The sequence below is a fragment of the Streptomyces fumanus genome, from assembly GCF_014655295.1.
GTDB classification, from domain to species: domain Bacteria; phylum Actinomycetota; class Actinomycetes; order Streptomycetales; family Streptomycetaceae; genus Streptomyces; species Streptomyces fumanus.
Map to the genome: position 1 here is coordinate 16,852 of NZ_BNBI01000011.1, position 23,112 is coordinate 39,963.

Here is a 23,112-nt window from a genome sequence, read left to right on the forward strand (position 1 = left end):
CACCGCCCGATAGCCATGTAACACGTCCGTTTCGCGGCCTTCTCGTCACGAACAGTTTGTCCAGATTTTAGAAGATCCAGCCGTGAGCTGTGACTGAATTGAGATTTAAAGACGGTGGTCGCTTCTTCTGCTCATGGCAGATAGTTAGCCGCGTAGCGCTCGGGTCAATGGGTCTCGCGCTGTGGGGACAGCGCCGGCTCACGAGCACCAGGGGGTGTCCGGTCTTCCGTCAGGGGTGTCGGAAGCGGGACGTGTACCCCCTCCCGTCGGTGAACACGTGAAGTCACGAGGAGGAGCCCCATGCGCGGTGCCATGCACGCCCGGTGGGTCACACGGTCCCAGTCGCACACGCGGTCGCGTTCCGCCCTCGCCGTCCGTACGGCCTGTCCCGGCGGCCGTCCCTGAGGTCTCGTCCGGCCGTGGCCGCGCGTTGTTCGGACTACGCGCGTCCGGCTGCGGGTTTCCCGTCACACCTCGGGGCGCCCTGACGCTTTCTCACGATCCGTTCCGCGACCGCGCCGTGCCGCGCGGGCCGCCGGTTCGGCACACCCACACCTGTGAAATGGGCGAACTGTGACAAGTCCTATCGACATCGAGGGCGGCGGGACGTCGGCCGTCGTCGACGGTGCACCGGAGCCGGAGACGAAGGGCGAGGGCAAGAAGCTGGAGGGCCGCTCTCCGGGGCAGTTGATGTGGCTGCGCTTCAAGCGCGACCGGACCGGTGTCATCTGCGCCTGGGTGGTCCTCGCCTACTTCGTGATCGCCGCGCTGGCCCCGGTGATCTCCGCGCTCTACGGCAAGGACCCGTACACCCTGTACGGGCAGGACCCCGAGTACGTCAACGACAACCCGGTCCTGGACGACTTCGGGCTGCCGCTGGGCTACTTCGGCGGGGTCTCGGGGGAGCACTGGTTCGGCGTCGAACCGCAGTTCGGCCGGGACGTGTTCACCATGCTGCTCTACGGCATGCGCACCTCGCTCTACATGGCGCTGGGCGTGAGCACCCTGCTGATGGTGACCGGCATCGTCATCGGGCTGGTCGGCGGCTACTTCGGCGGCCGTACCGACTTCTTCCTCGGCCGGATCACCGACTTCTTCCTCTCCTTCCCGCAGCAGTTGTTCTTCATCGCCTTCATGCCGGTGGTCACCGCGTTCTTCGTCGATCCCCGGGACGAGACGCCGACCTACTTCCGGGCGCTGGCGATCCTCATCGTGCTGTGGCTGCTGGGCTGGATGGCCATGGCCCGGCTGGTGCGGTCCACCGTGCTGTCGCTGCGGGAGCGGGAGTTCGTCGAGGCGGCCAAGGTCGCCGGCGCCTCGCCCTGGCGGATCGTCCGCAAGGAGATCCTGCCGAACGTGGTCTCACCGATCCTGGTGCAGTTCACGTACCAGCTTCCCAACACCATCCTCACCATCGCGTTCCTCTCCTTCGCCGGCGTCGGCTTCGTCGAGCCGACCCCCGACTGGGGACGCATGTTCGCCACCGGAGCCAAGGTCGCCGAGCAGGACCCGGCCTTCATGTTCTTCCCGGGTGTCGCCCTGGTGGTGTTCGTCCTGTGCTTCAACCTCCTCGGAGACGCCGTACGGGACGCGCTCGACCCCAAGTCAGGCCGGTAAGACGTCCTCAACTATCCCGACAGGCAGGTGCATCACCACATGAACACGCTCAACTCCCGCGGCGCGCGGGCCGCGCTGGTCGCGCTCGCGGCAGGCTCGCTCGTGCTCACCGGATGCTCGGAGAACAAGGGCGGCAACTCCGGCAAGGACTCCAAGAAGGACCAGAAGGAGGCCGCGGTCCAGTCCAAGGCGGTGGCCTACGAGGACGCCGCCGCCTCCACCGGCCCGGCCGAGGAGGTGCCGGGCGCCAGGAGCGGCGGCACCATCCAGGTCTATCAGGAAGCCGGCCTGACCCACCTGGACCCGGGGCAGATCTACGTCTCCGACGCCGGCCAGGTGGCGAACCTGCTGTTCCGGGGGCTGACCAACTTCCAGGAGGACGGCAAGGGCAACGTCTCGGTCGTCGGCGACCTCGCCACCGACTCCGGCAAGTCCTCCGACGGCGGCAAGACCTGGACGTTCACGCTGAAGGACGGGGTGAAGGACCAGAACGGCAACCCGATCACGTCCGCCGACATACGGCACACCATCGAGCGCCAGTACGCCAAGTTCATCTTCGACGGCCCGACCTATCTGCAGACCTGGCTGAGCGGCGCCGACTACCGCAAGGCGCTGCCCGACGGCGGCTTCGGCGACAAGCACCTGCCGGCCTCGGTGCTGGACACGCCCGACGAGAAGACGATCGTCTTCCACTTCGACACCGCCCGCCCCGACCTGCCGCAGACCCTGGCCATGCCGGGCTACACCGTGGTGCCGGAGGAGACCGACACCAAGGAGAAGTACGACAAGGCGCCCGTCTCCACCGGCCCGTACAAGATCGCGGAGTACAAGGTCGGCAAGTCCCTGAAACTCGTCAAGAACGACCAGTGGGACCCCAAGACCGACCCGGTGCGCCACCAGTACGTGGACGGGTACGACTTCGACTTCGGTGTCACCGAGTCCACCCAGACCAAGCGGCTCATCTCCGACCAGGGCGCCTCCAAGAACGCCATCCAGCTCACCGGCGCGGTGGAGTCCACCCAGATCCAGGACGTGGTCGGCGACCCGGCGGTCAGCAAGCGCACCATCAAGGGCTACCAGCCCTACGTCATGACGCTCACCTTCAACCTGGACCGGGTCAAGAACAAGAAGGTCCGCGACGCCATCACCTACGCGGTCAACTCCAAGTCGCTGATCGCCGGCGAGGGCGGCGCGTACGGCGGTGACGTCGCCCCGAACCTGTTCGCCCCGACCCTGCCGGGCTACGAGGCCGGCTACGACCCGTACGGCCGGCTGAAGACGCCCGCGGGCAACCTGGCGAAGGCCAAGGAGCTGCTGAAGGACGTCCCGGCCGCCGAGAAGAAGATCGTCCACGCCTACCGCAACAACGAGGCCGGCCAGAAGCACAAGGTGGCCGTCGAGGACGCGCTGACCAAGGCCGGCTTCGACGTGGTCTCCAAGGAGGTCGACGCGGCGAGCTTCTACGAGCAGGTCGGCAAGCTGGACAACCCGTACGACGTGTACATCACCGGCTGGGGCCAGGACTGGCCGTCGCCGGCCACGGTCGTCACGCCGGTCTACGACGGTGACCAGGTCGCCGACGGATCGCCGAACTACTCGCACATCGACGACCCCAAGGTCCAGGCGCTGATCAAGAAGGCACTCGTCCAGGAGCCCGAGGAGGCCGAGGCCACCTGGAAGGAAGCCCACCGCTACATCCTGGAGAAGGTCAACCCGGCCGCCCCGCTGTGGTACACGAAGCAGTTCCAGCTCTACGGCTCGAACATCGGCGGCGCGCGGTACAGCACCGAGTCCAGCTACATCGACGTCAACCAGCTCTTCCTGAAGTCGTGACGTCGCACGGCTGACTGGCGGGGGTGCGCACCAGGCGGAGCGCACCCCCGGGGTTCCGCTACCTCCCCCGACCACCTCCGCAGAGAGCAGCCCACCCGCCATGCTTCAGTTCATCATCCGGCGTACGGTCGGAGCCGCCGTCACCCTGTTCCTGATCGGCGCCGCCACCTTCTTCCTGTTCGTCGCCGCGCCGTCCGACTACGCGTCCCTGTCCTGCGGCAAGGACTGCTCACCCCAGCGGCTGGAGGACATCCGCGAGGCGCTCGGCCTGAACCTGCCGCTCGCCCAGCAGTTCTGGGACTTCATGTCCGGGATCGTGGTGGGCCGTGACTTCCCCGGGGAGCACTGCCCGGCGCCCTGCCTGGGCCAGTCCTTCTACTCCAGCGACCTGGTGTGGGACACCATCAAGGACCGGTTCCCGCTGACCCTGTCGCTGACCGTGGGCGCGACGGTCGTCTTCCTGGTGCTCGGGCTCGGGGCGGGGATGCTCGCCGCCTTCCGGCGCGGCTCGCCGGTGGACAAGGTGGCCACCGGCGCCTCCATGGTGCTCAGCTCGTTCCAGATCTACTTCCTCGGCCCGATCGCCCTGATGATCTTCGTCTACGGCACGGGCATCATGGAGGACCCCAAGTACGTGCCGCTGACCGAGGACCCGGTCGGCTGGCTGGTCGGGCTCTCCATCCCGATGGTCGTGATGGCCACCATCTTCACCGCCCAGTACACCCGTATGGCGCGCTCCTCGCTGATCGAGCAGTTGGCCGAGGACCATGTGCGCACCGCCCGGGCCAAGGGCATGTCCCAGCGGTACGTCTTCTTCCGCTACGCCTGGCGCGGCTCCCTGATCCCCATCGTCACCATCCTCGGCATCGACCTCAGCAGCCTGCTCGGCGGCGCGGTCGTCACCGAGCTGACCTTCTCCCTGCAGGGCATCGGGCGGCTCGCCGTGGACGGGGCGGTGCACAAGGACCTGCCGCTGACCATGGGCGTCATGCTCGTCGGCGCCTTCGCCATCCTGATCCTCAACATCCTCACCGACATCGCGTACGCCTGGATCGACCCGCGCGTCCGGCTTTCCTAGGAAGAGGAACCACCGTGACCACAGTGACCAAGACCGAGGGCGCGCCGGCCGGGACCGGGCCGGAGGGGTTCCTCTCGGTCCGGGACCTGAGCGTGCGGTTCGCCACGGAGGACGGCGTCGTCCGGGCGGTCGACGGTCTCTCCTTCGACGTCGAGCGCGGCCGGACCCTGGGCATCGTCGGCGAGTCCGGCTCCGGCAAGTCCGTGACCAACCTGACCATCCTGGGCCTGCACAACCCGCGCACCACCACGATCGACGGCGAGATCGTCCTGGACGGCAAGGAACTCGTCACCGCCACCGAGAAGGAGATGGAGAAGCTCCGCGGCAACAAGGTCGCCATGATCTTCCAGGACCCGCTGACCGCGCTGTCGCCGTACTACACGGTGGGCCGGCAGATCGCCGAGCCGTTCATGAAGCACACCGGCGCCTCCAAGAAGGAGGGCTGGGCGCGGGCGGTGGAGATGCTCGGCAAGGTCGGCATCCCCAACCCGGCGCAGCGCGCCAAGGACTACCCGCACCAGTTCTCCGGCGGTATGCGCCAGCGCGCGATGATCGCCATGGCCCTGGTCTGCGACCCCGACCTGCTGATCGCCGACGAGCCGACCACCGCCCTCGACGTCACCGTCCAGGCCCAGATCCTGGACCTGCTCAAGGACCTCCAGCAGGAGTTCGGCTCCGCGATCGTCTTCATCACCCACGACCTCGGCGTCATCGCCGACATGGCCGACGACATCATGGTGATGTACGCGGGCAGCGCGGTGGAGCGCGGCACCGTCGACGAGGTGCTCCGCGCGCCCCGGCACCCGTACACCTGGGGCCTGCTGAACTCCATGCCCCGGCTGGACTCCGACCTCAGCGCCCCGCTGGCGCCGATCCCGGGCTCCCCGCCCTCGCTGCTCAGCCCGCCCTCGGGGTGCCGTTTCCATCCGCGGTGCGCCTTCCGGGACCGGGTGGCGGGCGACCGCTGTGTCACCGAGCGTCCGCTGCTCGGTCCGGACCGCTCCTCGGCCTGCCATCTCACGGCCGAGCAGAAGCGGACCATTTTCGCCGAAGAGATCAAGCCCCGGCTGGGCTGAAGGAGGAGACATGAAGGAAGACCTCGTCCTCCCCGCCCCGCGCGGGACCGCGGCGGAGCGCGAGCGGGAACCCCTGCTCGAAGTGAGCGGCCTGACCAAGCACTTCCCGGTCAAGGGCGGCTTCCCGATCAAACGGACGGTCGGCCAGGTGCAGGCCGTCGACGGCATCGACCTGAGCATCGGCGTCGCCGAGAGCTTCGGGCTGGTCGGGGAGTCGGGCTGCGGCAAGTCGACCACCGGGCGGCTGATCACCCGGCTGCTGGAGCCGACCGGCGGGACGATCAGCTACCGGGGGCGGGACATCACCCACGCCCGGCGCAAGCAGCTCGCCCCGGTGCGGTCCGAGATCCAGATGATCTTCCAGGACCCGTACTCCTCGCTCAACCCCCGGCAGACCGTCGGCAAGATCATCTCCGGGCCGATGGAGATCAACGGGATCGACCCGGCCGGCGGCCGGGAGAAGCGGGTCCGGGAGCTGCTGGAGATCGTCGGTCTCAACCCCGAGCACTACAACCGCTTCCCGCACGAGTTCTCCGGCGGCCAGCGCCAGCGCATCGGGGTGGCCCGCGCCCTGGCCCTGGACCCCAAGCTGATCGTGGCCGACGAGCCGGTCTCCGCGCTCGACGTGTCGATCCAGGCCCAGGTGGTCAACCTGCTCCAGCAGGTCCAGCGGGAACTGGGCATCGCGTTCCTGTTCATCGCCCACGACCTGGCCGTGGTACGGCACTTCTCGCAGCGCGTGGCGGTGATGTACCTCGGCAAGATCATCGAGATCGGCGACCGCGACTCCATCTACACCCGCCCCCGGCACCCCTACACCCACGCCCTGCTGTCCGCGGTCCCCGAGGTGACGCTGACCGAGGGCGCCGGACGCAACCGGGAGCGCATCCGGCTGGCCGGCGACGTGCCCTCGCCGATCTCGCCGCCCTCGGGCTGCCGGTTCCGCACCCGCTGCTGGAAGGCGCAGGACAAGTGCGCCACGGAGGTGCCCCCGCTGGTCCGGATCGAGGGCAACCGCGAGGGCCATCTGACGGCCTGTCACTTCCCGGAGGACCCGACGATCACGGACCGCGGGGAGGACATCGTGCTGGACCCGGCGCTGGCGGCGCTGGAGGAGACCGACCAGGGCTGAGGGCATGAAAGGAGGGCCCGCGCCGGGGGAGGCGCGGGCCCTCGTTCCCCTGGAGCGGACATTCATGGGCTCGGGTCAATGGGCCGGTGAAGGTCCGTTCCGCAAGGGGGCGGCCGACGGAAAAGGGGTGTTGTCAGGCCGCCGCCTCGGGGTTCTTGGCGAGCCGGGGACCGGGCACGGTCTCCGGCGTCTCGGGGTAGTGGCATGCGGTGAGGTGGCCGGGCCGGTTGCCTTCGACCTGCACCAGCGGGGGCACCTCCGTCGCGCACTTCTCGGTGGCCTTCCAGCAGCGGGTGCGGAACCGGCAGCCGGACGGCGGGTTGATCGGCGACGGCACGTCACCGACGAGGCGGATGCGCTCCCGGGGCGTGTCGTCCACGGTCGCCTCCGGGACGGCGGACAGCAGGGCCCGGGTGTAGGGGTGGCGCGGGTTGCCGTACAGGTCGTCGCGGTCGGCGATCTCCATGATCTTACCCAGGTACATCACCGCGACGCGCTGCGAGAAGTGCCGCACGACGGCGAGGTCGTGGGCGATGAAGACGAAGGCGATCCCGAGGTCCTGCTGCACCTTCTGGAGCAGGTTGACCACCTGGGCCTGGATCGAGACGTCGAGCGCGGAGACCGGCTCGTCGGCGACGATCAGCTTCGGCTCCAGGGAGAGCGCGCGGGCGACGCCGATGCGCTGGCGCTGGCCGCCGGAGAACTCGTGCGGGAAGCGGTTGTAGTGCTCGGGGTTGAGGCCGACGATCTCCAGCAGTTCCCGGACCCGCTTCTCCCGGCCGCCGGCCGGGTTGATCCCGTTGATCTCCATCGGCCCGGAGATGATCTTGCCGACGGTCTGCCGGGGGTTGAGGGACGCGTACGGGTCCTGGAAGATCATCTGGATCTCGGACCGGATCGGCGCGAGCTGCTTGCGGCCGGCGTGGGTGATGTCCTGCCCCCGGTAGGCCACCTTGCCGCCGGTCGGCTCCAGGAGCCGGGTGATCAGCCGTCCGGTGGTCGACTTGCCGCAGCCCGACTCGCCGACCAGGCCCAGGCTCTCGCCCTCGCCGACCTGGAAGTCCAGCCCGTCCACGGCCCGCACGGCACCGACCGTACGCGGGATCGGGAAGCCGCCCTTGATCGGGAAGTGCTTGGTCAGACCGCTGACGTCCAGGAGCGGTGTCGCGTTGCTCATGATGGTGAAGTCCCGTCTCGTGTACGTCAGTTGTGCCGGGTTCCGGCGTAGTCGGCGAAGAGTTCCCGGCGCTGCGCCGGCGTGAGGTGGCAGGCCGAACCGCGTCCGTCCACCACCTCCAGCAGCGGCCGCTCGGTGGCGCACCGCCCGCCCGGCACCTGCTCCGCGAAGGCGCACCGCGGGTGGAAGCGGCACCCCGAGGGCGGGTTGAGCAGCGAGGGCGGCGACCCCGGGATCGGCGACAGCGGCACGTCGACCGGGCCGTCCAGGCTCGGCATGGAACTCATCAGGCCCAGCGTGTACGGGTGCTGCGGGTCGCGCAGCACCTCCTCCTTGGTGCCGCGCTCCACGCACCGGCCGCCGTACATCACCAGCACGTCGTCGGCGATGTCGGCGATGACGCCGAGGTCGTGGGTGATGAAGATGATCGCCGTGCCGAACTCCTGCTGGAGGTCCTTGAGCAGGTCCATGATCTGCGCCTGCACGGTCACGTCCAGCGCGGTGGTCGGCTCGTCCGCGATCAGCAGCTCCGGGTCGCAGACCAGCGCCATGGCAATCATCGCGCGCTGGCGCATACCGCCGGAGAACTGGTGCGGGTAGTCGTCCACCCGCACGTCCGGCTGCGGGATCCCCACCCGGCGCAGCATCTCCACCGCCCGGTCCCGGGCCTCCTTCTTCGAGGCCCCGGTGTGCTTGCGGTACGTCTCCCCGATCTGCCGCCCGACGGTGTGGTACGGCGACAGCGAGGCCAGCGCGTCCTGGAAGATCATGGACATCTTGTTGCCGCGCAGGCGTTCCAGCTCCCGCTCGGAGGCGGTGAGCAGGTCCTTGCCGTCGAGCACGATCTCGCCCTCGATCGCGGTGCTGCGCCGGTCGTGCAGGCCGAGGATGGTCAGGTTGGTGACGGACTTGCCGGAACCCGACTCGCCCACGATGCCGAGCGTCCTGCCCTTGGCGAGGTCGAAGGAGAGCCCGTCGACGGCCTTGACGATGCCGTCCTCGGTGGAGAAGTGGACCCTGAGGTCCTTGACGGAGAGGAAGGGCTGCTGATCGGTGCTCGTCACGGGGACGCTCCAGATGATGCGGGGGGTGGGGACTGCGGGCGGAGGTCAGGCGAGCCGGATCCGCGGGTCGATGAGGGCGTAGACGGCGTCGACGACGATGTTGAAGAAGACGATCGCGCCGGCCGCCAGGACGGTGACCCCCAACTGCATGGGCAGGTCGCTCTGGTCCACGGCCTGCACCGCGAGCCGCCCCACGCCCTGGAGGGAGAAGACGGACTCGGTGATGATGGCGCCGCCGATCAGGGTGCCGAGGTCGATGCCGAAGAGGGTGACGATCGGGCCCATCGCGCCGCGCCAGGCGAACCGGAAGAAGACGTTGGCCCGGGACAGCCCCTTGGCGCGGGCGGTGCGGACGTAGTCCTCGCTGAGTTGCTCCACCATCTGGGAGCGGGTCATGCGGGTGTAGTTGGCGGTGAAGATGATGGACAGCACCAGCCAGGGCAGCAGCAGCCCGGAGACCCAGGCGGCCGGGTTCTCGGTGAGCGGGGTGTACGACGGCTGGCTGAAGATGCCGAGCTGCGAGACCAGGAAGAACATCGCGATGTAGCCGACGAAGTAGATCTGCAGCGAGGAGCCGAGCAGCGACACCGAGCTGGCGAACTTGTCCAGGAACTTGCCCTGCTTCAGCGCCGCGAGCATGCCCGCGCCGACGCCGATGACCAGGAAGAAGGCGGCGGAGCCGAAGGCCAGCGACAGGGTCAGCGGCATCCGGTTCATGATCGTGCCGAACACCGGCTCGTTGTTGGCGAACGAGTAGCCGAGGCAGGGCGCGTCGCAGTAGCCGTACCCGCCGTAGTCGCGTCCGGTGAAGATGCCCGCGAGCCAGTGCCAGTACTGCATGATGATCGACTCGTCGATGCCCAGGTTCTTCCGGATCTGCTCCAGATTCTCCGGCGTGCAGTTCTTGCCGCAGGACATCATCGCGGGGTCACGCGGAACTGCGTAGAAGAGCCAGAAGGTGACGGCGCTGATGATCAGCAGGATGACCATCGCGCCAAAGACTCGGCGGACTAGGAAGCGGAGCATGGGGCGTGACTTTCCGGACGGGGCGCCGTCGCCGGGGTGTTGGAGGGGGGTGGGCCACGGGGGCGGCCGTCGCGGGACGGCCGCCCCCGTGGGGGCGCGCTACTTCTTGGCGTAGAGCTTGCAGAGCGCGACGCAGGTGTTGCCGGCGTCGTAGACGACGTTGCCGACCTTGGAGCCGTACATCCAGTTGCGGATGGAGTGGTAGTCGGGCACGACGGCGGCCAGCTCCATGATCTGGCGGTCGATGGCGCCCCACGCCTTGTTGGCCTTCTCCGGGTCGGTGATCGCCGAGGCGGCGTCGATCGCCTTGTTGACGCCGGTGTCGTCCAACTGGGCGTAGTTGCTGCGGCCCTTGCCGATGTTCTTGCCGCTCCAGCAGGGGTAGAAGACCGAGTAGCCGTTCGGCCAGTCCGGGCTCCAGCCGGCCGCGAACAGGTCGAAGCCGTTGTCGGTGTCGCCGATCTGGGTGTAGAAGGTCGACTTGTCGACCTGCTTGTTGACGACCGTGAAGCCGGCCTCCTCCAGGGCGTTCTTGATCGCCACGGCCTGCTTCACCGAGTTGTCCGACTGCTGGTAGGCGATGACCAGCTTCTGGCCGAGCTTGCCGGCCTCCTTCAGCAGCGCCTTGGCCTTGGCCGGGTCGCCGCCGGGCTTCTTGGTGGTGCCGTACAGGTCGAACTTCTCGTAACCCGGGGTGACCGGGCTGAGGATCGTGGTGGCGATCTCGGTGGTGGACGCGCCGCCGCGGATGGTCTGGAGCTGCTGGTGCGGCCAGGCACAGTTGATGGCCTGGCGGACCTTGACGTCCGTGATCCGGGTGGTGTTGATCGGCCAGTAGTAGGTGACCGTGTCGACCGCCGTCAGCACGCGCTTCTTCAGCTCGGCGTCGGTCAGCACCTGGGCGACGCGCTCGGCCGCGACCTCGTTGAAGATCGGCACCGCGTACTGGTCGTTGCCCTTGTCCGCGATGTAGCGGTCGGTCGCCGCCAGCGGCTGGAAGCCGTAGGAGAAGGCGAACTTGTCCGGGTAGGCGTTGCGGATCGGGTCGGTGGCCGGGTCCCAGTGCTCGTTGCGCACGTACGTCATCGACTTGCCCACGCTGCGGCTCTCGATGCGGTACGGGCCGCAGGAGAACGGCTGCTTGTCGTACTTCTCCTTGGTGTCGTGCTTCTCGGGCACCAGGGAGTAGCCGCGCATGGCGAGCGTGTAGTTGAAGTCGCCGCGGGCCTCGGTGAGGCGGAAGGTGATGGTCTTGCCGTCGATCTCGATGGAGTCGAGGTGCTTGCCCTCGTAGGGGCCCTTGTACTTGTCGCCGCCCACCAGCCACTGCTGGACGTAGCGCGGGCCCTCGGTGATGAACGAGGCGAACAGGCGCTCGAAGGTGTGGCGGACGTCATCCATCGTGACGTCGGAGCCGTCCTCCCACTTCAGCCCGTCCTTCAGGGTGAAGACCCACGTCTTGCCGCCGTCCTTGGCGGTGCCCGGGTCGGTGGCCGCGTCGCCGACCAGGGTGACCCCGCCCTTGTCGTCGATCTTGTAGCCGGTCAGACCGCGCATGATCGGCACGGTGATGGCGGCCTCGGTGGAGACGTAGATCTGCGCCGGGTCCAGGTGGTCCATGTCGAACTGCTCGAGCGAGTAGATCGTCCCGCCCTTGACCGCGCCCTTGACCTCGGGGGCCGGACCGGTGGAGTCCGCCTTGGTGCCGACCGGGATCTCCATCGTCTTGGAGCCGGTCACCTTGGGGGTGTCCGACGCGGAGCCGCCGCCACCGCCGCCGCAGGCGGTCAGGACCGAGGACGAGGCCGCGACCACACCGGTGGCGATGAGGAAGTTTCTACGGGAGAAAGACATAGGGCACCTGCCAGAAGAGGGCAAAGGGGAACGGGACGGCCGGCCGGACGGCGTCGAACGAGCCGGATGGAGGAGCGGAAGGTCAGCGCTTGGACTTCGGGTCGAGGGCGTCGCGCACCGAGTCGCCGAGGAGGTTGAAGGCGAGGACGAAGATCACCATGGACAGGCCCGGGAAGAGCATGAAGGTGATGTCCTCGGTGTAGAACTGGGCGCCGCGCTGGATCATGACGCCCCAGTCCGGGGTCGGGTCGATGATGCCGACCCCGAGGAAGGCCAGGCCCGCCTCGGCGGTCACGAACGCCGGGAGCATCAGCGTGGACTGGATGATGATCGGCGTCCACAGATTGGGCAGCAGCTCCTTGAAGACGATCCGCCACGGGGAGGCGCCGGTCACCTTGGCCGCCTCCACGAACTCCCGCTCGCGCAGCCCGAGGACCTGGCCGCGCAGCAGCCGGGCGAGGGAGGCCCAGCCGAAGACCGCCAGCACCAGGATGAGCGAGACGGCCCGCAGCGAGGTCGGGATGTTTTCGTCGTCCGCGACGAACAGGCCGTAGACCACCGGCATGAAGGCGATGAAGAACAGGGTCGACGGGAACGACAGCAGGATGTCGATGACCCGCCCGACGAAGTAGTCCGTCCGGCCGCCGAGGTACCCCGCCGTGATGCCGACCACCACACCCACCAGGCAGGTCAGCAGGGTGGCCGCCAGGGCGATGCCCAGCGAGGTGCGGATGCCGTAGAGCAGGAAGGTGAACACGTCCCGGCCGAGCTGGGGCTCGATGCCGAACCAGAACTCCGAGCTCATCCCGCCGTTGGGGCCGGCCGGGTACGAGAAGGCGTTGAGCAGCTCCGGGCGCTGGCTGGCGTACGTGGTGTACGGGTCCTTGCCGTAGAGCTTGGCTATCAGGGGGGCCGCGAGCGCGATCACGAAGAAGAAGATCACGATGCCCGCGGAGACGACGCCCGTCTTGTCACGCTTGAAGCGGGTCCAGGCCAGGCGCCCGGGAGAGCGGCTCTCGTTGCCCTGGGAGGTGGCGGGCGCGGGCGACGCGGGGGCGCTCTCGTCGGTCACCTCGAGCGGGGCAGCCGCTGATGGAGTTGGGGGGGTCATGGTGCTCCTGGCCCGGAGGAGGGTCTGATGAGCGGACTTTTTCAACGCAATTCGTTCAAGGTCAATAAAAACCAAGTCGCCTTGAGTTTCTCTTTACCTTTTTTGCCTCTGCTTGACGGTTCCGTAGCTACGCGTGTAGCGCGCTGTGATGCTTCTGTGCCTTAAGTCGGGCTAACGGGACTATTCCGGCAAGGCGTTCGTTATACGGACGCCAGGGTGTCGAAATGTGTACACCTTGGGGTAACAATCCAACGGTTCCGTATCGGATCGCGATGATCTGTTGCGCTCCGGATCGCGGTCGTCCGTGATCGTCCGCGATGGACGGCCGGACTCCGCTTCGGCGCCCCCGCGGAGCCGCTGATTCCACTGGCGGGTTCCTCCAAAGGACCCCATGCGTGTGCGACCTGCACCTCTTGCCGTGATATTGGCCGGTAAGGGATCAGCGGACGAGGAGGCACCCCATGCGCGGAGCGACGCACGCCGGATGGGCCGCGGGCGCGGCGGCGGTAGTCCTGGCGGCGACGGCCTGCGGAGGCGGCGGTGACGGGGGCGGCGGTGACGCCGGCGCGGTGCTCAGCTCCTCCTGGGGCGACCCGCAGAACCCGCTGGAGCCGGCCAACACCAACGAGGTGCAGGGCGGCAAGGTCCTCGACATGATCTTCCGGGGCCTGAAGCGGTACGACCCGGAGACCGGTGAGGCCAAGGACATGCTCGCCGAGAAGATCGAGACCTCCGACTCGCAGAACTTCACCGTCACCGTCAAGGACGGCTGGACCTTCAGCAACGGCGAGAAGGTCACCGCCCGGTCCTTCGTGGACGCCTGGAACTACGGCGCCAGCCTGAAGAACAACCAGCGCAACGCCTACTTCTTCAGCTACATCGACGGCTACGACAAGGCCCACCCCGAGGACGGCGGCAAGCAGAGCGCCGACACCCTCTCCGGGCTGAAGGTCACCGGACCGCGCACCTTCACCGTCAAGCTGAACCAGAAGTTCTCCACCTTCCCCGACACCCTGGGCTACCCCGCGTACGCCCCGCTGCCCCGCGCCTTCTTCGACGACCACGGCAACTGGCTGAAGAAGCCGGTCGGCAACGGCCCGTACCGGGTCGACAGCTACGCCCGCGGCTCCCAGATGTCCCTGCGCAAGTGGGAGCAGTACCCGGGCGAGGACAAGGCGCGCAACGGGGGCGTCGACCTCAAGGTCTACACCGACAACAACACCGCCTACACCGACCTGATGGCCGGCAACCTCGACCTGGTCGACGACGTGCCCGCCGCCCAGTTGAAGAACGTCAAGAACGACCTCGGCGACCGGTACATCAACACCCCGGCCGGCATCATCCAGACCCTCGCCTTCCCGTACTACGACCGGAACTGGAACAAGAGCGGCTCGGAAAAGGTCCGCAAGGGCCTGTCCATGGCGATCGACCGCGAGCAGATCACCGAGACGATCTTCCACAGGACCCGCACCCCGGCCACCGACTGGACCTCACCCGTGCTCGGCGAGGACGGCGGCTTCCAGGACGGGCTGTGCGGCGAGGCGTGCGAGTACAAGCCCGACGAGGCGAAGAAGCTGATCCGGGACGGCGGCGGACTCCCCGGCGGCCAGGTCAAGATCACGTACAACTCGGACACCGGCTCCCACAAGCAGTGGGTCGACGCGGTCTGCAACTCCATCAACAACGCCCTGGGCAACGACAAGGCGTGCGTCGGCAACCCCGTCGGCACCTTCGCCGACTTCCGCAACCAGATCACCGACAAGAAGATGAGCGGGCCCTTCCGGGCCGGCTGGCAGATGGACTACCCGCTCATCCAGAACTTCCTCCAGCCGCTCTACTACACCAACGCCTCCTCCAACGACGGCAAGTGGTCGGAGAAGAAGTTCGACGACCTGATCGACAAGGCCAACGCCGAGACCGACACCGGCCGGGCGATCAAGACCTTCCAGCAGGCCGAGCAGGTCGTCCGGGACAACATGGCCGCCATCCCGCTCTGGTACCAGAACGGCAGCGCCGGCTACTCGGACCGGCTCTCCGGCGTGAAGCTCAATCCGTTCAGCGTCCCGGTGTACGACGAGATCAAGGTGAGCTGAGCCGCCGTGGGCCGGTATGTGATCCGACGCCTGCTCCAGATGATCCCGGTGTTCATCGGGGCCACCCTGCTGATCTTCCTCATGGTCAATGTGATGGGCGACCCGGTCGCGGGGCTGTGCGGCGACCGGGAGTGCGACCCGGCCACCGCCGCCCAGCTCAGACGGGAGTTCGGCCTCGACCAGCCGGTGTGGCGGCAGTACCTGACCTACATGGGCAACGTCTTCACCGGCGACTTCGGCACCGCCTTCAACGGCCAGCCGGTCACCGAGCTGATGGGCACGGCGTTCCCGGTCACCGTCCGGCTGACCGTGGTGGCGATCGTCGCCGAGATCGTCATCGGCATCACCCTCGGCGTGATCACCGGGCTGCGCCGCGGCCGGCCCGTCGACACCGCCGTGCTGGTCCTCACCCTGGTCGTCATCTCGGTGCCCACCTTCGTCACCGGGCTGCTGCTCCAGCTCCTGCTCGGCGTGAAGTGGGAGTGGATCCGGCCGTCGGTCTCCTCCTACGCCCCGCTGGACGAGCTGATCGTCCCCGGCCTGGTGCTGGCCTCGGTCTCGCTGGCCTACGTCACCCGTCTGACCCGGACCTCCATCGCGGAGAACCGGCGCGCCGACTACGTGCGCACCGCCATCGCCAAGGGGCTGCCGCGCCGCCGGGTGGTCACCCGGCATCTGCTGCGCAACTCCCTCATCCCGGTCGTCACCTTCATCGGCACCGACGTGGGCGCGCTGATGGGCGGCGCGATCGTGACAGAGCGGATCTTCAACATCCACGGCGTCGGCTACCAGCTCTACCAGGGCATTCTGCGCCAGAACACCCAGACCGTGGTCGGCTTCGTCACCGTCCTGGTCCTGGTCTTCCTCGTCGCCAACCTCCTCGTCGACCTGCTGTACGCCGTACTCGACCCGAGGATCCGCTATGCCTGAGCAGCCGTACGAACCGGAGCGCGCCGTCGCCGGCACCGGCATGGGCGGTCAGATGGACCTCGGCGCCAGCGAGGCGGCGACCCTGACCCCGGCGGGCCCGGAACCGGCCGGCCCCCAGGAGCGGCCCCGCAGCCTCTGGTCGGACGCCTGGCACGATCTGCGCCGCAACCCCGTCTTCCTGATCTCCGCGCTGGTGATCCTCTTCCTGATCGTCATCTCCCTCTGGCCGTCCCTCATCGCTCCCGGCAACCCCCTGCAATGTGAACTGTCCAAGGCCCAGGACGGTTCCCGGCCCGGCCACCCCTTCGGCTACGACGGCCAGGGCTGCGACGTCTACACCCGCACCGTCTACGGCGCCCGTACCTCGGTGGCGGTCGGTGTGCTGTCCACGCTCGGGGTGGCGGTCCTGGGCAGCGTGCTCGGCGGGCTCGCCGGGTTCTTCGGCGGCTTCTGGGACTCGGTGCTGTCGAGGATCACCGACGTGTTCTTCGCCATCCCGGTGGTCCTCGGCGGCCTGGTCCTGCTCTCCGTCATCACCAGCAACACGGTCTGGCCGGTGATCGGGTTCATCGTGCTGCTCGGCTGGCCGCAGATCTCCCGGATCGCCCGCGGTTCGGTGATCACCGCCAAGCAGCACGACTACGTGCAGGCCGCCCGGGCGCTGGGCGCCTCCAACTCCCGGCTGCTGCTGCGGCACATCACCCCCAACGCCGTCGCCCCGGTCATCGTCGTGGCCACGATCGCGCTGGGCACCTACATCTCGCTGGAGGCGACCCTGTCCTTCCTCGGCGTCGGCCTGAAGCCGCCCAGCGTCTCCTGGGGCATCGACATCTCCGCCGCCGCCCCCTACATCCGCAACGCCCCGCACGCCCTGCTCTGGCCCTCCGGTGCGCTGGCCGTCACCGTCCTGGCGTTCATCATGCTCGGCGACGCGGTGCGCGACGCCCTCGACCCGAAGCTGAGGTGAGCCGCCGCCATGCTGCTCGAAGTGCGTGACCTGCACGTGGAGTTCCACACCCGGGACGGCGTCGCCCGGGCCGTCAACGGTGTCTCCTACGGCGTGGACGCGGGCGAGACCCTCGCCGTGCTCGGCGAGTCCGGCTCGGGCAAGTCCGTCACCGCCCAGACCGTCATGGGCATCCTGGACACCCCGCCCGGCCGGATCACCGGCGGCGAGGTCCTCTTCGAGGGCCGCGACCTGCTGAAACTCAAGGAGGAGCAGCGCCGCAAGGTGCGCGGCGCGGAGATGGCGATGATCTTCCAGGACGCGCTGTCCTCGCTCAACCCGGTGCTGACCGTCGGCGACCAGCTCGGCGAGATGTTCACCGTGCACCGGGGCATGTCCAGGAAGGACGCCCGCGCCAGGGCGGTGGAGCTGATGGACCGGGTGCGCATTCCGGGCGCCCGGGAGCGGGTGAAGCAGTACCCGCACCAGTTCTCCGGCGGGATGCGCCAGCGCATCATGATCGCCATGGCGATGGCCCTGGAGCCGAAACTGATCATCGCCGACGAGCCGACCACCGCCCTCGACGTCACCGTCCAGGCCCAGGTCATGGAGCTGCTCGCGGAACTCCAGCGGGAGTTGCGCATGGGTCTGATCCTGATCACCCACGACCTCGGCGTGGTCGCCGATGTCGCCGACCGGATCGCGGTGATGTACGCGGGCCGGATCGTGGAGACCGCCCCCGTCCACGACATCTACCAGGCGCCCGCCCACCCGTACACCCGGGGCCTGCTGGAATCCATCCCGCGCCTGGACCACAAGGGCCGGGAGCTGTACGCCATCAAGGGCCTGCCGCCCAACCTCACCCGCATCCCGTCCGGCTGCCCCTTCCACCCGCGCTGCCCGATGGCCAGGGACGTCTGCCGCACCGACGTCCCCCCGCTGTACGAGGTCTCGCCGCGGCGGGGCAGCGCCTGCCACTTCTTCAGGGAGTGCCTCGATGCCTGAGCCGATCCTCGAAGTGCGCGGCCTGGTCAAGCACTACCCCCTCACCCGCGGCATCCTCCTCAGGAAGCAGATCGGCGCGGTCAAGGCCGTCGACGGCGTGGACTTCCACCTCGACCGCGGCGAGACCCTCGGCATCGTGGGCGAGTCGGGCTGCGGCAAGTCCACGGTCGCCAAGATGCTGGTCAACCTGGAGCGGCCCACCGCCGGCGAGATCCGCTACAAGGGCGAGGACATCACCCGCCTGTCCGGCAAGGCCCTCAAAGCGGTCCGCCGCAACATCCAGATGGTCTTCCAGGACCCCTACACCTCCCTCAACCCCCGCATGACCGTGGGCGACATCATCGGCGAGGCGTACGACATCCACCCCGAGGCGGCCCCCAAGGGCGACCGGCGCCGCCGGGTGCGGGAGCTGCTCGACGTGGTCGGCCTCAACCCCGAGTACCTCAACCGCTACCCCCACCAGTTCTCCGGCGGCCAGCGCCAGCGCATCGGCATCGCCCGCGGCCTCGCCCTGCGCCCCGAGATCATCGTCGCGGACGAGCCCGTCTCCGCCCTGGACGTCTCGGTGCAGGCCCAGGTCATCAACCTGCTCGACCGGCTCCAGAAGGAGTTCGACCTCTCCTACGTCTTCATCGCCCACGACCTGTCGATCGTGCGGCACATCTCCGACCGGGTCGGGGTGATGTACCTCGGCCGCATCGTGGAGACCGGCACCGACACCGAGATCTACGACCACCCCACCCACCCCTACACCCAGGCGCTGCTCTCCGCCGTCCCCGTCCCCGACCCCGAGGCCCGCGAGGACCGGGAGCGGATCATCCTCGCCGGGGACGTGCCCTCGCCGACCAACATCCCCTCCGGGTGCCGGTTCCGCACCCGCTGCTGGAAGGCGCGGGAGCGCTGCGCCCTGGAGGTGCCGGCGCTGGCGGTGCCCGCGGCCTTCCGGGACGAGGGCGGGCCCGCGGCGCACGACTCGGCCTGTCACTTCGCCGAGGAGAAGCGGGTCGTGCCGGCCGAGGGGTCCGGCGGACACGGCGGCGGGCCGGGGTGACATGGCGCACCCCGGCCCGCTTACGGCACCCGCACGGCCGTACCTGGCACAGCCTGTCGCGTCCGTATATCGGTATCGCTTCCGCGGAGTTGCCGGTGTGTTAACGACGTTCGTCCGCGTTTGAACCGCTTTGCGGGCGGACCGGGACGAGCGGGCCGGGGAGGCTACGCCAGGGAGCGCTTGAGGAAGTCGACCTGGAGGCGCAGCAGGTTCTCCGCGACCGTCTCCTGCGGGGTCATATGGGTGACCCCGGACAGGGGGAGCACCTCGTGCGGCCGGCCGGCGGCCAGCAGGGCGGAGGAGAGCCGCAGGGAGTGGGCGACGACCACATTGTCGTCGGCCAGCCCATGGATGATCATCATGGGCCGGTGCGGCTCGGCCGCGTCCACGAGCCCCTCGTCGTCGATCACCGAGTTGCGGCGGTACACCTCGGGCCGCTCGTCCGGGTGGCCGACGTACCGTTCCTGGTAGTGGGTGTCGTACAGGCGCAGGTCGGTCACCGGGGCGCCCACCACCGCCGCGTGGAAGACGTCCGGGCGGCGCAGCGCGGCGAGGGCGGCCAGATAGCCGCCGAAGGACCAGCCCCGGACGGCGACCCGGCCCAGGTCCAGCGGGAACTCGGCGGCGAGCGCGTGCAGCGCGTCCACCTGGTCCTGCACCACGACCGCGGCGATGTCGTCCTTGACGGCCTTCTCCCAGGCGGGCGACCGGCCCGGTGTGCCCCGGCCGTCGGCGACGATCACCGCGAAGCCCTGGTCGGCGAACCACTGCGAGGTGAGGTGGGCGTTGTGCGCGGCGAGCACCCGCTGGCCGTGCGGACCGCCGTACGGGTCCATCAGCACGGGGAGGAGGGTGTCACCGTGGTAGTCCGTTGGCATAAGCACGGCGCACGGAATCCGCCGTGCGCCCCCCATGGTGAAGCTCACCCTCGGGGACAGCTTGGGGTCCTCGGCGTACGAGGCGATGACCGCCACCGTCCTCCGGCCTCCGGCCGGGGGCGCCCCCGTCTCCCTCCGGTCGCCCTCCCGCAGCACCCGGGCGCGCGCACCCGGCCGGTCCGGCGTGGCCGACACCAGTACGGTCACGCCCCCGGCGCGCACCGCCGAGTGCACGCCGGGCTCCTGCGAGACGCGCTCCACGCCCAGCTCGCTGACCCGGTACACATGCACCTCGCCGATCTCCGGATCGGCCGCCTCCTCGCCCGCGGACGCCGAGACCAGCACGTCCTGGTCGCCGACGTCCAGCACCGCGCGGATGTGCAACTGCGCGCCGGTCAGCGGGCGTTCTCCCACCGCCAGGACCCGTGCGCCCCCCTCGTCGGCGATCCGGACGAGCCGTCCGGAGGGGGACCAGCAGGGCACCCCGGGGAAAAGTTCCAGCCAAGTTCGATCTTCATCGGCGTGCACCATCCGGGTCCCGCCGGACTCCGGGTCCACCGCCAGGAACACCTGGCCGCGCTGGTCCCGCGTCTGCACCAGCAGCAGCGGCGCACCCGCCGCTGACCAGTGCACTCGCGCGAGATACGGGTACCGCTCGCGGTCCCAGCCGACCTCCGTGCGGGAGCCGTCCAGGCCGGCCACGAACAGCCGGACCTCCGCGTTGGCGGTCCCCGCCGCCGGAAAGGCGACGTGGTGTGGGTCACGCTCGGGATGGGCCGGATCGGCGATCCACCACCGCCGTACCGGCGTGTCGTCCACCCGCGCCACCAGCAGCCGGTCCGACTCCGGGGCCCACCAGAACCCCCGGTCGCGCCCCATCTCCTCGGCGGCGATGAACTCCGCCAGCCCGTACGAGACCCCCTCCGCCTCCGGCTCGGCCAGCGCCCGGTCGTCCTCGCCCGCCGCGCCCACCACCCGCAGGGCGCCCCCCGCCACGTACGCCACATGCCGTCCGTCGGGGGAGGGGCGCGGGTCGACCACCGGCCCGGCGACGGGAAGTTCACGCGTCGTACCGGCCCGCAGCTCGGCCGTGAAAAGCCGCCCTGACAAGGCGAAAGACGCCAACTCCACGGCCGCGTCGGTGGCATAGCCGACGATGCCGGCGCCGCCCTCGCGGCTGCGCTCGCGCCGGGCCCGCTCCTCGGGCGGCAGGTGCTCCTCGGCACCGCCCAGCAGGGCGCGCGGGTCGGCCGCCACGCGCTCCGTGCAGTCCGCCAAGTCCAGCACCAGCAGCGCGTTCGCCCGGTCGGTGCCGGAGGCGGAACGCAGGAACACGACACGGGAACCGTCGGGCGCCACGGTGAACGAACGCGGCGCGCCGAGCGTGAACCGCTGGGTGCGGGCGTGCCGTTTGGGGAAGGAGTCAGCCTCGGTCGTCATGCCCTGACCATATTGGCCATGCGCCCCCTTGTGCGGCTGTGCGCCGATCGATGCGCGCGTACGGATAGTTATGATCACTAGCGCATAGTGGGTATCAACCTGCTGCTCGCTGTGTGGATTTCATATGCCCCAAGGTTTTGACCGCGTCAGACCCCCCCGTTGTCCCCGGGCTATTTGGAGGTGAGCCGCCGTGGCACTCTCGATTTCGGCGGTGGTGCTGCTGGCGATCATCGTCTTCCTGCTGATCAAGAAGTCAGGGCTGAAGGCGGGCCATGCCATCGTCTGCATGCTGCTCGGCTTCTATCTCGCTTCGTCGACGATCGCGCCCACGATCAGCGAGCTGACGTCCAACATCGCGGGCATGATCGGCAGCATCAGCTTCTGACGGACGTCGTCCCGGGTCGCGGCGGGTTCCGGGGGAGCGGACGGGGCCTCGTAGGGTGGGGACCATGACGGAACAGCCCACCCGGCGTCTGCTGCTGGTGCACGCGCACCCGGACGACGAGTCGATCAACAACGGCGCCACCATGGCCAGATACGCGGCCGAGGGCGCCCAGGTGACGCTGGTGACCTGCACCCTGGGCGAACGCGGCGAGGTCATCCCGCCCGGCCTCGCGCACCTCGGCGGGGCCGCCCTCGGGCAGCACCGCCTGGGCGAGCTGCGGGCCGCGATGAGCGCGCTCGGCGTCGACGACGTACGGCTGCTCGGCGGACCCGGCCGGTTCGCCGACTCCGGGATGATGGGCCTGGCCGACAACGACGACCCGGGCTGCTTCTGGCAGGCCGACGTGGACGAGGCCGCCGCCCTGCTGCTCGACGTGATCCGCGAGGTGCGCCCGCAGGTCCTGGTCACCTACGACCCGGACGGCGGCTACGGCCACCCCGACCACATCCAGGCGCACCGGGTCGCCACCCGCGCCGCCGCACTCGCCGCCGAGGCCGGCTGCCCCATCGCCCGGACCTACTGGAACCGCCTCCCGCGCCCGGTGGCCGCCGCCGCCTTCGCCCGCCTCGACCAGGACCTGCCCGGCCTGCCCTTCCCCGAGGCCGCCACCGTGGACGACCTCCCCGGCGTCGTCGACGACGAGCGGATCGCCGTGGAGATCACCGCCGACGGCACCCCGTACGCCGCCGCCAAGGCCGCCGCGATGCGGGCCCACGCCACCCAGATCGAGGTCGCCGAGCCGTACTTCGCACTCTCCAACCACCTCGCCCAGCCGCTGTTCACCACCGAGTACTACGAACTGGTGGGCGCCCCCGCCCCCGCCGCCCGCGCCACCGACCTGTTCGCCGGGATCGAGGAGGCGTCGTGAGCGACCGCGGCACCACGCGGCCCCCGGCGCTCGCCCAGCCGTTCCGGCCGCCCTCCGCCGGCCTGGCCGCCCTGTACCTCGCCCTCCTCGTCCTCGGCGCCGTCACCGGCGTGGCCGGGGCGCTGGTGCAGCCCGGCTGGTTCCCCGGCGGGCTGCTGCTCGCCCTCGCCGCCGAGGCCGGGCTCTGCCTGGGCGCCGCGCGGGCCGTCGGCCGCCGGGGCGCCGCCGTCGCGCCCGCCGCGGGCTGGGCCCTCGTCGTGGTGCTGCTCACCACCAGCCGCCCCGAGGGCGACTTCTTCTTCGCCGCGGGAAGCGGCTCGTACCTCTTCCTGCTGGGCGGCATCGCCGTGGCTGTGATGTGCGCCACCCTCGCGCCGGTGCGGCGGCCGGGTGACGACGCCGTCCGACGTGGCGCGTGACGTACCGCTCCGCCCTGGCGCGGGCGGACGGGACCGAGGAGGGTTTCCTCAGCGGCCGGCGGATAAGCG

At 69.3% G+C, this 23,112-nt stretch carries 19 protein-coding genes; 13 read left to right on the forward strand and 6 right to left on the reverse strand.

The window, feature by feature from the left end:
• Positions 1-573 precede the first annotated feature (573 nt).
• The 5 genes from IE316_RS24085 (at position 574) to IE316_RS24105 (ending at position 6,736) form a co-directional block, all read left to right on the forward strand.
• Positions 574-1,617: an ABC transporter permease gene (locus IE316_RS24085; protein ID WP_190206548.1), complete on the forward strand. Its 1,044-nt coding sequence runs from the start codon at positions 574-576 to the stop codon at positions 1,615-1,617.
• Positions 1,618-1,656: 39 nt separating this feature from the next.
• Positions 1,657-3,450, forward strand: coding sequence for an ABC transporter substrate-binding protein (locus tag IE316_RS24090; RefSeq protein WP_190206549.1), 1,794 nt, complete (start codon positions 1,657-1,659; stop codon positions 3,448-3,450).
• A gap of 100 nt (positions 3,451-3,550) precedes the next feature.
• On the forward strand, positions 3,551-4,528 hold the full coding sequence (locus IE316_RS24095; protein WP_190206550.1) for an ABC transporter permease: 978 nt from the start codon (positions 3,551-3,553) through the stop codon (positions 4,526-4,528).
• 14 nt (positions 4,529-4,542) lie between these two features.
• Positions 4,543-5,604: an ABC transporter ATP-binding protein gene (locus IE316_RS24100; RefSeq protein WP_190206551.1), complete on the forward strand. Its 1,062-nt coding sequence runs from the start codon at positions 4,543-4,545 to the stop codon at positions 5,602-5,604.
• A 10-nt stretch (positions 5,605-5,614) separates the two neighbouring features.
• A complete protein-coding gene (locus IE316_RS24105; protein WP_190206552.1) occupies positions 5,615-6,736 on the forward strand; it encodes an ABC transporter ATP-binding protein in 1,122 nt (373 codons plus the stop codon).
• Between the two features lie 133 nt (positions 6,737-6,869).
• Here the strand turns inward: IE316_RS24105 and IE316_RS24110 are convergent, their stop codons facing one another.
• The 5 genes from IE316_RS24110 to IE316_RS24130 form a co-directional block, all read right to left on the reverse strand.
• Entirely contained in the window at positions 6,870-7,913 is a 1,044-nt protein-coding gene (locus tag IE316_RS24110; RefSeq protein ID WP_190206553.1) for an ABC transporter ATP-binding protein, read from the reverse strand.
• A gap of 26 nt (positions 7,914-7,939) precedes the next feature.
• Positions 7,940-8,977 (reverse strand): ABC transporter ATP-binding protein, encoded by a 1,038-nt coding sequence (locus IE316_RS24115; protein ID WP_190206554.1) that lies wholly within the window; start codon positions 8,975-8,977, stop codon positions 7,940-7,942.
• A gap of 45 nt (positions 8,978-9,022) precedes the next feature.
• Complete coding sequence (locus tag IE316_RS24120; RefSeq protein ID WP_190206555.1) at positions 9,023-10,003, reverse strand: ABC transporter permease; 981 nt, start codon at positions 10,001-10,003, stop codon at positions 9,023-9,025.
• Positions 10,004-10,102: 99 nt separating this feature from the next.
• Positions 10,103-11,857, reverse strand: coding sequence for an ABC transporter substrate-binding protein (locus IE316_RS24125; RefSeq protein WP_190206556.1), 1,755 nt, complete (start codon positions 11,855-11,857; stop codon positions 10,103-10,105).
• Between the two features lie 82 nt (positions 11,858-11,939).
• Positions 11,940-12,929 (reverse strand): ABC transporter permease, encoded by a 990-nt coding sequence (locus IE316_RS24130; protein WP_373311281.1) that lies wholly within the window; start codon positions 12,927-12,929, stop codon positions 11,940-11,942.
• A gap of 500 nt (positions 12,930-13,429) precedes the next feature.
• Between IE316_RS24130 and IE316_RS24135 the strand changes: the two genes are divergently transcribed.
• The 5 genes from IE316_RS24135 to IE316_RS24155 are packed head-to-tail and all read left to right on the forward strand — an operon-like array spanning position 13,430 to position 18,993.
• On the forward strand, positions 13,430-15,061 hold the full coding sequence (locus IE316_RS24135; protein ID WP_190206558.1) for a peptide ABC transporter substrate-binding protein: 1,632 nt from the start codon (positions 13,430-13,432) through the stop codon (positions 15,059-15,061).
• A gap of 6 nt (positions 15,062-15,067) precedes the next feature.
• Positions 15,068-15,991, forward strand: a complete 924-nt coding sequence (locus tag IE316_RS24140; RefSeq protein ID WP_190206559.1) for an ABC transporter permease — start codon at positions 15,068-15,070, stop codon at positions 15,989-15,991.
• Positions 15,984-16,958, forward strand: a complete 975-nt coding sequence (locus tag IE316_RS24145; RefSeq protein WP_190206560.1) for an ABC transporter permease — start codon at positions 15,984-15,986, stop codon at positions 16,956-16,958. The genes IE316_RS24140 and IE316_RS24145 overlap by 8 nt, the downstream gene beginning before the upstream one ends.
• A 9-nt stretch (positions 16,959-16,967) precedes the next feature.
• Positions 16,968-17,942, forward strand: coding sequence for an ABC transporter ATP-binding protein (locus IE316_RS24150; RefSeq protein ID WP_190206561.1), 975 nt, complete (start codon positions 16,968-16,970; stop codon positions 17,940-17,942).
• Positions 17,935-18,993 (forward strand): ABC transporter ATP-binding protein, encoded by a 1,059-nt coding sequence (locus tag IE316_RS24155; RefSeq protein ID WP_190206562.1) that lies wholly within the window; start codon positions 17,935-17,937, stop codon positions 18,991-18,993. The genes IE316_RS24150 and IE316_RS24155 overlap by 8 nt, the downstream gene beginning before the upstream one ends.
• 164 nt (positions 18,994-19,157) lie before the next feature.
• On the opposite strand, the gene IE316_RS24160 is transcribed toward IE316_RS24155, so the two are convergent.
• Positions 19,158-21,311: a S9 family peptidase gene (locus IE316_RS24160; protein ID WP_190206563.1), complete on the reverse strand. Its 2,154-nt coding sequence runs from the start codon at positions 21,309-21,311 to the stop codon at positions 19,158-19,160.
• Positions 21,312-21,501: 190 nt separating this feature from the next.
• On the opposite strand from IE316_RS24160, the gene IE316_RS24165 reads away from it, so the two are divergent.
• The 3 genes from IE316_RS24165 (at position 21,502) to IE316_RS24175 (ending at position 23,043) form a co-directional block, all read left to right on the forward strand.
• Positions 21,502-21,696: a hypothetical protein gene (locus tag IE316_RS24165; protein WP_190206564.1), complete on the forward strand. Its 195-nt coding sequence runs from the start codon at positions 21,502-21,504 to the stop codon at positions 21,694-21,696.
• A gap of 64 nt (positions 21,697-21,760) precedes the next feature.
• On the forward strand, positions 21,761-22,624 hold the full coding sequence (gene mshB, locus IE316_RS24170) for an N-acetyl-1-D-myo-inositol-2-amino-2-deoxy-alpha-D-glucopyranoside deacetylase (protein ID WP_190206565.1): 864 nt from the start codon (positions 21,761-21,763) through the stop codon (positions 22,622-22,624).
• Positions 22,621-23,043, forward strand: a complete 423-nt coding sequence (locus tag IE316_RS24175) for a DUF6113 family protein (RefSeq protein ID WP_190206566.1) — start codon at positions 22,621-22,623, stop codon at positions 23,041-23,043. The genes mshB and IE316_RS24175 overlap by 4 nt, the downstream gene beginning before the upstream one ends.
• The last annotated feature ends 69 nt before the right edge of the window (positions 23,044-23,112 follow it).

What these genes read in the sequence shown, in the direction of transcription:
- IE316_RS24125 (WP_190206556.1), bottom strand. Translation starts at nt 11,857, where the DNA reads ATGTCTTTCTCCCGTAGAAACTTCCTCATCGCCACCGGTGTGGTCGCG.
- IE316_RS24120 (WP_190206555.1), bottom strand. Translation starts at nt 10,003, where the DNA reads ATGCTCCGCTTCCTAGTCCGCCGAGTCTTTGGCGCGATGGTCATCCTG.
- IE316_RS24160 (WP_190206563.1), bottom strand. Translation starts at nt 21,311, where the DNA reads ATGACGACCGAGGCTGACTCCTTCCCCAAACGGCACGCCCGCACCCAG.
- IE316_RS24155 (WP_190206562.1), top strand. Translation starts at nt 17,935, where the DNA reads ATGCCTGAGCCGATCCTCGAAGTGCGCGGCCTGGTCAAGCACTACCCC.
- IE316_RS24095 (WP_190206550.1), top strand. Translation starts at nt 3,551, where the DNA reads ATGCTTCAGTTCATCATCCGGCGTACGGTCGGAGCCGCCGTCACCCTG.
- IE316_RS24105 (WP_190206552.1), top strand. Translation starts at nt 5,615, where the DNA reads ATGAAGGAAGACCTCGTCCTCCCCGCCCCGCGCGGGACCGCGGCGGAG.
- IE316_RS24110 (WP_190206553.1), bottom strand. Translation starts at nt 7,913, where the DNA reads ATGAGCAACGCGACACCGCTCCTGGACGTCAGCGGTCTGACCAAGCAC.
- IE316_RS24145 (WP_190206560.1), top strand. Translation starts at nt 15,984, where the DNA reads ATGCCTGAGCAGCCGTACGAACCGGAGCGCGCCGTCGCCGGCACCGGC.
- IE316_RS24090 (WP_190206549.1), top strand. Translation starts at nt 1,657, where the DNA reads ATGAACACGCTCAACTCCCGCGGCGCGCGGGCCGCGCTGGTCGCGCTC.
- IE316_RS24150 (WP_190206561.1), top strand. Translation starts at nt 16,968, where the DNA reads ATGCTGCTCGAAGTGCGTGACCTGCACGTGGAGTTCCACACCCGGGAC.
- mshB (WP_190206565.1), top strand. Translation starts at nt 21,761, where the DNA reads ATGACGGAACAGCCCACCCGGCGTCTGCTGCTGGTGCACGCGCACCCG.
- IE316_RS24135 (WP_190206558.1), top strand. Translation starts at nt 13,430, where the DNA reads ATGCGCGGAGCGACGCACGCCGGATGGGCCGCGGGCGCGGCGGCGGTA.